The organism is Promineifilum sp. (SeqCode), assembly GCF_041918635.1.
Taxonomy (GTDB): Bacteria; Chloroflexota; Anaerolineae; order Promineifilales; family Promineifilaceae; genus Promineifilum.
Map to the genome: position 1 here is coordinate 1 of NZ_JAYRVJ010000532.1, position 10,372 is coordinate 10,372.

The window sequence follows — 10,372 nt, forward strand, 5'->3', positions numbered from 1 at the left end:
CGCACGCTGGCGCGCACCGTGACCGATCTGCACACCGCGCTCCAGGTCGCCGGGGAAGCAGGCCCCTACGTCCTGGTCGGCCACTCCATCGGCGGCAACTACGTGCGCCGCTACGCGGCCGATTATCCGCAAGAGGTGGTCGGCATCGTTCTGGTGGACGCCGCCCACCCGGAGCAGTTCGACCGCTATCCCGAAATGGTGGCCGCCATGGAGGAGTTTCTCTCGATTTCGAACTACTTCCCGCTTCTCACCAGCCTGGGCGTGTTTCGCCTGTACTTCGCCGCCGGCGGCGAGATTGACTTTCAGGACTTGCCCGCGCGGCAGCACGCGGAGACGGTGGCGTTCCTGTCATCGGCCAGCCACTGGCGCAGCGCCCAAGCCGAGGGCGCGGCGCGTGAGGGAATCTACCGTGATGCGCAGGCGCTGGGCGACCTGGGCGACCTGCCGTTGGCCGTGGTGACGGCCGGGCAGGGAGCGTCGTCTGGTTGGGCGGGGCTACAAGCGGAGTTGGCCCAGCTGTCCTCCAACAGCGTACACGTGGTGGTCGAGGATGCTCAGCACGCATCGTTAGCCTTCAACGAGGCGCACGGGCGGGAGACGAGCGCGGCTATACGGGCAGTGGTCGAAGCGGCCGCCACTGGGCAGTCGCTCGCCACGGCAACCGCCGACCGGTAACTGCCTGTGGCATCAGCCGGCGCAAGTTGGTAGGCAGCACATCTTGACCTCGGACAGTCTCATTGTCCTCATCGGCCCGCTGAAAGCCGGCAAGAGCACCGTCCGCGACCTGTTGGCGGCGCAATTGGGCTGGCCAGCTTACTCGCTTGACCAACTTGAGCGCGCATACATCGAGCCATTGGGCTTCGACGCCGAGCGGGCCAGGCGCATTCATGACGCCGAGGGGTCGTGGGCGTGGTACAGCTACCGGCGACAGTACTTTGCCAGCGCGGTGGAGTGCTTTCTGAGCGAGCATCCGGCCGGCGTGCTGGAATTGGGCGGCGGCCACCCGATTGCCCCCGACGCGGTGCGGCAGGCGCGTATTGACCGGGCGTTGGCCCCATTGCCGTACGTAGTCTTGCTGCTGCCACATCCCGATCTGGCGGAGTCGCGCCGCATTCTGAAGACGCGCCAGCGGCCGGACAGGTTATCCCCCGACTTCAACGACCACCTTCTGGCCGATGACCGTTTCTTGCGGTTGGCAAAGCACGTTGTCATCACCGCGAGACAGACGCCGGAGGAGACAGCCAGTGTCGTCCTCCGTGTGACACAGGTTTCTTAACCTGTCGTTTAGCACACAGGTTAAGGAACCTGTGCCACGGCCACTCCCAACTGTATTAGGAAGGCTCGTCGACGATCAACCGCCCCAGCGCCGGCGTCAGACTCAGCCGGCCATCCGCGGCGAAGAGCGCCACCGGCAAATCGTGCTGGTCGGCGCGGTAGAGGGCCGTCGTCTGGCCGGCCACCAGCAGCGCCGTGGCCCACGCTTCGGCCCGCGCGGCGTCAGCCGATAGTACCGTGGCCGTCAGCAAATCCGTCTCAGCCGCCCGGCCGGTGCGCGGGTCGATGACGTGGTGGTGACGCCGGCCGCCGCTCAGCCACCAGCGATAATCCACGCCCGACGTCGCCAGCGTAGCGTTGCTCAGCCACAGGTGTAGCGCCGGCCGGTCGGGCGTGTCGCCGGCTGTCATGCCAGATGGGGCGGCCACGGCCACGGGCCAACCCGATTCGCCGGCCGGCCCATCGCCGGCCGACAGGTCGCCGCCAGCATCCACCAGACACGGCCCCCAGACGCTCAGCCAGTCCACGACCTGCCGCGCTGTGAACCCCTTGGCGATGCCGCCTAGATCGAGGCGCGCCCCGTGCGACAGCCGCAGCGCCCGCCGCGCCCCGTCTCGCTCGACCAGCTGCCACTGGCCGAAGAGCGGCGGCGCGTTGGCGGCCACGTGCCCGTTGCCGCCGCGCCAGGCCGGGTCGAACGGCCGGTCATAGCCGGCGGTCAGCATGGCGTCGAGCAGGGTAGGGTCGAACAGCCCATCCGTCTCCTCGGCCAGCTGGAGGGCGCTCGTCACCACCCGCCACAGTAGGCGCGACACCTCCACCCATTCATCCGGCCGTTCATTCAGCCGGGAAAGTTCGCTGTCGGGATCGAAGCGCGACAGGCGGCGCTCCGCCTCGTCGAACAGCGCCGCCGCGCCGCGCAGCAGCCCCTCGGCCGCATCGCCGTCGGCCAGTTGCAGCCACACGCCCATTTCCGACCCCATCGCCCGAAAGCGGTGGAGGTGCAGATGGGGAAAGGTTGGTGTCATGTCATTGCTCCAGAAATGATCCGCAGATTAAGCAGATGGCGCAGATTTGCGGATTCTTCTGCTTATCTTGACGAACGGGATGAGGTCATCGCGCCGGGGAAGGGGCGTGAGGATGACCGGCCGTCGGTCTGGCTCTGCACCGTCGTGGCGGTGTCCTCGTCCTCGGTCGCGGTCGCCGTTGGCGCGGTCGCCGTTGGCGCGGTCGCCGTCGACGCGGCCGGGGTGGCGGTCGCCGTGACGATCAGGGCGGGGGCGGCCGTGGTGGCGTCGGTCGTCGGGGTGTCGTCGCGCTGGATGAGCATGCCGCCGCCCAGCACGCCCAGGGCGAAGCCCGTAGCCGCCAGGAAGTTCTTGACGCGGTCGGATGCCTTACGCCCGACCGTGGATTTCGATTCACTTGATTGGTTCATGTTTCACTTGCCTCGTTGGCGATCTCGGTTATCGCTACTGCACGGCACTATAGCCCAGAGATGTAAAGGGCCAGTTATGAAGTTGTTGGGAGAGTGTTCAGGTTTGGTGAGCAGGTGGGTGAGTAGCGCAGTCATTCCTGACTGCGCGCATAGGCAGCCAGGAATGGCTGCGCTACAGGGCGATTGGCGGCGGTGCTATAATGCGGCCCATGATCCGGCCTCTCCTTCTACTCTGTCTGCTCGCGCTGCTCGCGGCCTGTGCCTCACTGGGCGCCCCGGAAGTGGCCGGCCTAACCGGCGCGGCGACGGCTACCACGGGGGACGCCCCCACCGTCGCGCCGACGCTTGTCCCGCCATCAACCACCCCTGCAGCGGCCAGCGCTGAGACGCCCGCGCCAACGCCTACTACCCCGGTGGCGGCGAGATCGAGACACTGCTCGGCCCCGGCCAGTATCCGATCGAGGTGTTATGAACAACCCCTATGATTACTCCACCCGCACCGGCATCCACCCCATCTCCTGGGACGACTTTCACGGCCTGGTAAAGGCGCTGGCCGTCGCCGTCGCGCCCTGGCAGCCGGAGATCATCCTGCCCGTCGGCCGCGGCGGCTACTACCCCGGCACGCTACTGGCCCACCTCTTGCAGGTCGAGGTCTACCCCGTGCGGCTGACGCGGCGGGTGGACGACGTGGTCGTGCGCGAGTCGCCGCTGTGGCTGGTGGAGCCGCCGGCGGCCGTCGCCGGGCGGCGCGTCCTGGTGGTGGACGAGATGTGCAGCACAGGCGAGACGCTCGGAATGGTGCGGGCGCGCGCCCTGGCGCTGGGCGCGGCCGAGGCGCGGACGGCCACCCTCTACGCCCACACCTGGTGCACCGGCGCCGCCGACTACGTGGGCCTCATCACTGACGAGTTGATACTCAACCCCTGGGATCGCGAGATCTATCGGGACGGCGCGTTCCACTTCCACCCCGAATACGCCGCCGCGCTGGCCGAGCAGGGCCTTGCCGCCGGCCCATCCCTGCTCATCCCCGCCACGCCATTCGTAGCTGCCAGGAAGAGCGAATAGCCTGAGGAAAGCTTATCATGGACGCTCAAGCGCCGTCCTCTCGTTTCCCCTGGGCCTTCTTGCTATGGCTCTTCGTTCTCTCTGTTCCATTTTGGTGGTTAGGCGCTATCGCCGGTGATAGGTTGCAAGGAAAACTGCCAGTCGACTTACCCGTCAGCGCGCTGATGGCCGTCAATCCTCTCTTAACTGCCTTGATCCTCACCTATCGGGAATCGGGCGCGAGCGGCGTGAAGCGCCTGCTAAGGCGTGTCACGGATTACCGCAGAATCGAGAGGAAGCGATGGTACATCCCCATGTTTGGCCTGCTGCCCACAATCTATGTGGTGGCCTACGCTCTGATGCGCCTAAGCAGGGCGCCGCTGCCAGCTGATCCGCAAGTCCCACTATGGCTGGCGCCGATCTTCTTTGCCCTGTTCTTCGTCGCCGCGATTGGCGAAGAGGTGGGATGGCAGGGGTATGTTATAGAGCGTCTGCCCGTGCGTTGGAGCGCTCTGGGCGCAGCTGCCTTCCTCGGTGTGGTGTGGGCCGTCTGGCACATCGTGCCCGATCTACAAGCACACCGACCCTGGTCCTGGATAGCCTGGCAACGGCTGTACTCCGTGGGGCTGCGCATCCTCATCGTCTGGCTTTTCAATAACACGGGCAAGAGTGTATTTGCCGTTATTGTGTTCCACGCTCTGGATGGCGTGAGCTTTTCGCTATTCCCAAATAACGGTTCGCACTATGAGCCATTCTTTATCTGTTTCGTCACAGTCTTCACTGTGGGGGTCATCGTTTTCCTGTGGGGAGCACGGACGCTCGCCGACTATCGTTTTGCCCGGCCAAGGGAATCAGCGCACTAGGCGGGTGAATGGAGTGGGCGCCGTCCGCGGCCTGTGGGAACTAGCCTGAATCGATCTGCCCAATCGGCGCAATCCGCGGATAATACCTGCTGAGGTATCCCATGAACCCCACACCCTTTCGCGGCGCGAACGACGTGGCCCGTATGCTGGCTCTGGCGCGGGAACACCCGGACGCGGCCATCCACGTCATCGACCTGCCCTACCGCCTGTGCTCCTGGGCGCTCGACAACCCTGACAACGTGGCGCTGTGGGAGGACGCCGCCGGCCGGCTGCTGGCTTGGGCCGTGCTGCAAACCCCGTTCTGGAAGCTTGACTACGTCCTGCGTCCCGACGCGCCGCCCGACACCCACCGGGTCATCCTGGAGTGGGCCGGTCGGCAAGCGACGCAACTGCTGGACACACCCTACGGCCGCCCGGCCTGGTTCACCCCGGTCAGAGAGGAGTGGAGCGATCGGCGGGGCGCGTTGAACGCGGCTGGCTGGGCCTCTCAAGAGAGCGGCGAGGACGCCTGGACGGAGGTCATCTTTCGTCTCGACACCGACACGCCTGTGCCGCTCTGCAAACCGCGGCCGGGCTTCACCGTCCGGTCGTTGCGCGGCGCGGCCGAGGTTCCGGCCTACGTCGCCCTGCACCGCGCTGTCTTCGAGAGCGCCAACATGACCGAGCCGTGGCGCGCGGCCACATTGCGCCAGCCCGACTACCGGCCGTGCCTCGATCTGGTGGTCGAAGGGCCGGATGGCGAACTGGCCGCCTTCTGCGTTCTGTGGCGGGGGGCGGTCGGCGGTGTAGTCGCCGGCCAGATCGAACCGCTGGGCGTTAGCGCTGTCGCCCGCCGCACTGGCGCGGCCTGGGCCATTGCCACCGAAGGCATTCGCCGGCTGCGGGCGCAGGGCGTCGATCATATCGAGGTGCATACCGACAACTACCGCGACAATGCCTACGCCTTCTACCAGGCCCTTGGTTTTCGCGTAACCAGTGGATTACTCATCTACCGAAAGGACTTCACCGGAGGAGCAGGGTAGTGGCAGTTGGCTAGCCGCCGGTGTTCTAACCGCGGACTGTGGCCTGTACGCCGTGGCTGATTAAGAACTGCTGTTGAGAAGAACTATGGGCAAGATTGAAACGTACCGCGAGCATCTGCGCCAGATGTGCGACTGGGAGTCGTTCCTGCTGGCTGAGTCGCGCCTGCCGGGGCCACGGTCTAACCTGGAACTGGCCCAGGCCGCGGCCGACGAGGGGGACGTCGACCAATTCTACCGCTGGCTGGCCCTCGGCGCCTCGGTCGCGCCGACCAACACGCCGGGCGAGTTCCTGCCCGTCTGCGGCGCGTTGGGGTTGGGGCGGCTGCTGGCTGAGGGCGACCGGAGCGTTCTGCCAGAACTGCGGCGGCTGGCGAACGACCCGCGCTGGCGCGTCCGCGAGGCGACAGCCATGGCTCTACAACGATGGGGCGCGGCCGATATGGCGGCGCTGCTGGCCGAGGCGGAGGCGTGGGCCGCCGGGTCGCGGCTGGAGCAGCGGGCCATCGCCGCGGCGCTGTGCGAGCCGGCGCTGCTGCGCGACCCGGCCGACGCCGAGCGCGTGCTCGACGTGCTGGATGGCATCACCGCCGGCCTACGCGGCGCGGCCGACCGCCGGACGGAACTGTTCGCCGTGCTGCGCCAGGGGCTGAGCTATTGCTGGAGCGTGGCTGTCGTCGCCGCGCCGGAGCGGGGCAAGGCGTTGATGGAACGTTGGCTGGCCGATGACGACCCTGACGTGCGCCGCATCATGCGCGAGAACCTGAAGAAGAAGCGGCTGACCCGCCTGGACGCAGCCTGGGTAGCCCGGCAACAGGCGGACGGGGCGGCCAACGAGGGCTTATGACAGACGACGCACTATCCTTCACGATTGAGCGGCTTTCCTTCGGCGCACTGCCGGTTGACGAGTGGGCCATGCTGGTGCGCGACGGCTACCACGATCACTACACTGGCATGGGCGAGATGTACGGCGGCGTCGCTTCCGTCGAGGACAAAATCCGGCAGATGCGCCGTTGGGGCGAGGGCATCCTGGCCTGGACGGCGCGCGACGCTGGCCGGCTGGTCGGTCTACTGACCGGCGACCTGGATGGCGATCACCTGACCGTCTACGACTTCTTTGTCGACCGCGGCTACCGGCGGCGGGGTATCGGCCGGGCGCTGCTGGCGGCGGCGCTGGCCGAGCCGGGCCTGCGTGAGGCGGCGGCCGAGATCAATCTCGACAACGCCGCCTCGCGGGCCTTGTTCGAGAGCGAGGGGTTCCGGCTGGCGGCGGCGGTGGGCTGGTTTACACGTGGGCCGGAAGAGCGATCGGGTAGATAATCCGTCGGTCGGACGGCTTCTGGTAGAGAATAGGCTCATGGAACCTGGAGGGGGCGCTTTCTGACGGGATTGGGGGCGATGGCGGAAGGAATTCCGTCTCGCCTTGCGGGGCGACCGCTCGTTTCTCACCGATGAGTCGGTCGCCAAACTGTATACGCCGCAATCGGAGAACCACTATGCGTTGGGCTGGTTGAATGAGGAGAACGAGACCGCCGGCGCACAGACGGTCTGGCATAATGGCTCCAATACGATGTTCTATACCACTGTCGCCATCGTGCCGGAGCGGGATATGGCTGTTCTGGCCGTCACCAATGCCGGCGGCGACCGGGCAGCTCAGGCCGTCGAGGCCACACTAGCCACTCTATTGACAGAGTGAACCCAGCTTTCACTCATGGATTCGAGGCGGATCATTCTTTTAGATCTGGTGATATGAACATTCGGGTGATGACAATAGAGGACTATGAGCCGGTGTTGGAATTGATGCGCGGCACACCGGGCGTGGCGGTGCGGGCGGCCGACTCGCCTGAGGCCATCGGGCGCTACCTGGCGCGCAACCCGGGCCTCAGCTTCGTGGCCGAGGAGAATGGCCGGCTCATCGGCTGCGTCTTCGGCGGCCACGACGGGCGGCGCGGTTCCCTGCACCACCTGGCCGTCGCCGCCGACTGCCGCCGGGCGGGCGTCGGCCGCGCTCTGGTAGCGCGCGCCCTCGACGCCCTGGAGTCCATCGATATCCACAAGACCCACATTGATGTGTTCGCCGACAACAGCGGGGCCATCGCTTTCTGGAAGGAGGTGGGCTGGCAAGAGCGAGACGATATCCGTCGCTTCTCCTTCAACCGCTCGGCCGATCCAAACGTCTAGATCTGTGCTTAAGAATTAGGAATCGTGATTTCGGGACGGGTTTGGTGTAGCCGCTTTCATGATTCCTAATTCATAATTGCTCAGGAGGGTTACATGGTTGAGCTACGCGGGCGCACCGTCATCTTGCGGGCGCTGGAACGGGAGCATTGCCGGGAACTGTGGGAGGCCTATGAGCCGACCGCGCCGCTGCCGACCGAACGCATCCGCCCCGGCCTGTCGGTGGAGGGCGCGGAGAACTGGTTCGAGGACATCCAGGTGGGGCAGGGCAAGAGCCGCATTGACCTGGGCATCTTCACCCTCGATGGCCGGCTGGTGGGCGACATCCAGTTGGCTCAGATCGATTGGCAGAACCGGACGGCCGAATTGGGCGTGGGCATCGCCCGCGCCGCTGACCGAGGGCAGGGGTACGGGACCGACGCGGCGCGGACGATTATCGATTATGCCTTTGATGCGCTTGACCTGGTGCGTATCGCCGCGGCGACGGCTGAGTACAACCACCTGGCGCAAGCGGGGCTGCGCCACGCCGGCTTTGTCGAGGAAGGGCGCGAGCGCGAGGCCACCTACCTCAACGGACGGCGCTGGGATCGGCTGTGTTACGGCCTCTTGCGACGCGAGTACACCGGTTCGTAGTGAGGCAATAAATGGCCGTCCTTTGCGCCCGTAGCGCAGCCTGACAGGCTGCGCTACGGGCGCGATGCCACTCAACATGAGCAACTGCCTTCCGGGGGGTTGCATTCTTTCGAAAGTCGTGTATGATTGCAATTGGTTTTGTTGTCCGGGCTGGAGCGTGGATTGCACTGCTACCGGCCCGTTATCTGTTTTACGGAGTTTCAAGTTGTCGAAGAAAGTGTATGTAGGTAATTTGTCGTTTAACGCCACCGAGGATCAGGTCCGCGACCTGTTTTCCGAGTTCGGGGCGATCCAGTCCATCGCCATGATCAACGATCGTGACACCGGCCGTTTCCGCGGCTTCGCGTTCGTGGAGATGGAAGATTCGGCGGCCAATGCGGCCATTAAGGCCTTGAACGGCAAGGAAGTGGACGGGCGTGAGTTGAGTGTCAACGAAGCCCGCCCGCGCGAGGAACGTTCCGGCGGCGGCGGCGGTGGTTACCGCAGCGGCGGCAGTGGCGGCGGCGGTGGCCGTCGTAACGATTACGGCGATCGCAATCGGGATCGCAACCGTAGCAACTGGTAAATTCGAGCCCAGCAGGGCACTGTATAACCTGAGAAGGTGAACAGGCCGCTCTCCCAATCCGGGAGAGCGGCTTTTTTGTTTCCACGTCACATGCCGTTGGTAGTCAGGCGATTTTATCGCCGTCCTCCAGGAAGCAAGAACGGCGATAAAATTGCCTGACTACCAACGGCGCGTTTCTGGTATGATCGCGTCACGCGGGCCGTTCACCCGCGAGTAAGGAGCGCCAATGACCGACATAAATCCTCTTTCGACGCTGGACAAGGACCTGGTGCGCGAGTTCGTCATCGCCGGCCACGGCAATCTGGCGCGCGTGCGCGAGATGCTGGCCGACGAGCCGGCGCTGTTGAACACGGCCAACGAGTGGCAGCCGGGCGACGCCGAGACGGCCGTCCAGGCCGCCGCCCATGTCGGCAACCGGGACATCGCCGAGTACTTGCTGGCCCAGGGCGCGCCGCTGGAACTGTGCACGGCGGCCATGCTCGGCCAGCGCGACGAGATCGAGCGCGCTCTGGCGGCCGACCCCGACGCCATCCACGCCCGCGGCGCGCACGGCATTCCCCTGCTCAGCCACGCCGCCTTCAGCGGCGATGCGGCTCTGGTGGCATCGCTGTACGAACGTGGCGCGACTGACGGCCAGACGATGGCTCTCAGCAACGCCGTCAGCGCCGGGCGCAAGGCGGTGGCAGCCTGGCTGCTGGAGAACGCCGATCCCGACCTGGCCGCGACCAACTACCAGGGCAAGACGGCGCTCGACATCGCGGTGGAGAGCGGCTACGACGAAATTGCCGCCCTGTTGCGCGCCTATGGGGCCGAGACGGCATGACAGAAGAGTCATCCGCAGATTACGCAGATTTCGCCGATTCTTCAGAACGGAAGCGGCGCGGCTCTGGCTTATATCAGCGCTGGGTAATAACGAACGCGGTTAGCGAGGCGGCGGGGCTGGGGCTGACGCTGGGGCTGACGGGACTGGTGATGGCGCGGCTGGAGGCCATTGGCGGCGTGGCGGCTGTCCTGCTCGCCTTTAGCGCGGCCATCGCCAGTGGGGCCATCGAGGCCACCATCGTCGGGCTGGCCCAATGGTGGGCCATGCGGCCGTGGTTCCCCCAGATCGGCCGCTTCGCCTGGTGGCGGGCCACGCTGATCGGCGCGCTGTTGGCCTACGTACTCGGTTACCTGCCCTCCACCCTCATTAACCTGACCCAGACGACAGCCGACGCCACAGTCGCGCCGGTGGCTGAGCCGCCGCAGGCCGTGGTGCTGCTGCTGGCCGCCGGGCTGGGCGCGGTGGGCGGGGCGATCCTGTCCTTTGCCCAATATCTCACCCTGCGCGGCAAGGTGGCGCAGGCCGGGCGCTGGA

General features: G+C 65.9%; 14 protein-coding genes and 1 pseudogene. 13 read left to right on the plus strand and 2 right to left on the minus strand.

The features are described 5' to 3' along the window. On the plus strand, positions 1 to 675 hold a 675-nt coding region (locus tag ACE3UY_RS15870), incomplete at its 5' end, for an alpha/beta fold hydrolase (protein WP_374688471.1). A 43-nt stretch (positions 676 to 718) separates the two neighbouring features. Next, positions 719 to 1,276, plus strand: a complete 558-nt coding sequence (locus tag ACE3UY_RS15875) for a shikimate kinase (protein ID WP_374688472.1) — start codon at positions 719 to 721, stop codon at positions 1,274 to 1,276. 55 nt (positions 1,277 to 1,331) lie between these two features. On the opposite strand, the gene ACE3UY_RS15880 is transcribed toward ACE3UY_RS15875, so the two are convergent. Next, positions 1,332 to 2,303 carry an FAD:protein FMN transferase gene (locus ACE3UY_RS15880; RefSeq protein ID WP_374688473.1) on the minus strand — a complete coding sequence of 324 codons (972 nt, stop codon included), beginning with the start codon at positions 2,301 to 2,303 and terminating at the stop codon, positions 1,332 to 1,334. Positions 2,304 to 2,365: 62 nt separating this feature from the next. Continuing rightward, positions 2,366 to 2,713 (minus strand): hypothetical protein, encoded by a 348-nt coding sequence (locus ACE3UY_RS15885; RefSeq protein WP_374688474.1) that lies wholly within the window; start codon positions 2,711 to 2,713, stop codon positions 2,366 to 2,368. A gap of 468 nt (positions 2,714 to 3,181) precedes the next feature. Between ACE3UY_RS15885 and ACE3UY_RS15890 the strand changes: the two genes are divergently transcribed. From ACE3UY_RS15890 to ACE3UY_RS15940, 11 genes and pseudogenes are all read left to right on the plus strand, one after another. Beyond that, the gene (locus ACE3UY_RS15890) at positions 3,182 to 3,778 is read left to right on the plus strand and encodes a phosphoribosyltransferase (protein ID WP_374688475.1); all 597 of its coding nucleotides are present in this window, start codon (positions 3,182 to 3,184) and stop codon (positions 3,776 to 3,778) included. A gap of 17 nt (positions 3,779 to 3,795) precedes the next feature. Beyond that, positions 3,796 to 4,620, plus strand: coding sequence for a CPBP family intramembrane glutamic endopeptidase (locus tag ACE3UY_RS15895; protein WP_374688476.1), 825 nt, complete (start codon positions 3,796 to 3,798; stop codon positions 4,618 to 4,620). Positions 4,621 to 4,721: 101 nt separating this feature from the next. After that, complete coding sequence (locus ACE3UY_RS15900; RefSeq protein ID WP_374688477.1) at positions 4,722 to 5,642, plus strand: GNAT family N-acetyltransferase; 921 nt, start codon at positions 4,722 to 4,724, stop codon at positions 5,640 to 5,642. A gap of 85 nt (positions 5,643 to 5,727) precedes the next feature. Next, on the plus strand, positions 5,728 to 6,486 hold the full coding sequence (locus ACE3UY_RS15905; protein WP_374688478.1) for a hypothetical protein: 759 nt from the start codon (positions 5,728 to 5,730) through the stop codon (positions 6,484 to 6,486). Continuing rightward, positions 6,483 to 6,959 carry a GNAT family N-acetyltransferase gene (locus tag ACE3UY_RS15910; RefSeq protein WP_374688479.1) on the plus strand — a complete coding sequence of 159 codons (477 nt, stop codon included), beginning with the start codon at positions 6,483 to 6,485 and terminating at the stop codon, positions 6,957 to 6,959. The genes ACE3UY_RS15905 and ACE3UY_RS15910 overlap by 4 nt, the downstream gene beginning before the upstream one ends. Positions 6,960 to 7,062: 103 nt before the next feature. Beyond that, on the plus strand, positions 7,063 to 7,335 hold the full coding sequence (locus ACE3UY_RS15915) for a hypothetical protein (protein ID WP_374688480.1): 273 nt from the start codon (positions 7,063 to 7,065) through the stop codon (positions 7,333 to 7,335). A 68-nt stretch (positions 7,336 to 7,403) separates the two neighbouring features. Next, complete coding sequence (locus ACE3UY_RS15920; RefSeq protein WP_374688481.1) at positions 7,404 to 7,820, plus strand: GNAT family N-acetyltransferase; 417 nt, start codon at positions 7,404 to 7,406, stop codon at positions 7,818 to 7,820. 93 nt (positions 7,821 to 7,913) lie between these two features. Continuing rightward, positions 7,914 to 8,450 (plus strand): GNAT family N-acetyltransferase, encoded by a 537-nt coding sequence (locus tag ACE3UY_RS15925; protein WP_374688482.1) that lies wholly within the window; start codon positions 7,914 to 7,916, stop codon positions 8,448 to 8,450. A gap of 205 nt (positions 8,451 to 8,655) precedes the next feature. Next, positions 8,656 to 9,015 (plus strand): RNA recognition motif domain-containing protein, encoded by a 360-nt coding sequence (locus ACE3UY_RS15930; protein WP_374688483.1) that lies wholly within the window; start codon positions 8,656 to 8,658, stop codon positions 9,013 to 9,015. Between the two features lie 226 nt (positions 9,016 to 9,241). Then, positions 9,242 to 9,838, plus strand: a complete 597-nt coding sequence (locus ACE3UY_RS15935) for an ankyrin repeat domain-containing protein (RefSeq protein WP_374688484.1) — start codon at positions 9,242 to 9,244, stop codon at positions 9,836 to 9,838. Continuing rightward, positions 9,835 to 10,372: pseudogene (locus ACE3UY_RS15940) on the plus strand (hypothetical protein); the annotation flags it as partial. The gene ACE3UY_RS15935 and the pseudogene ACE3UY_RS15940, both read left to right, overlap by 4 nt.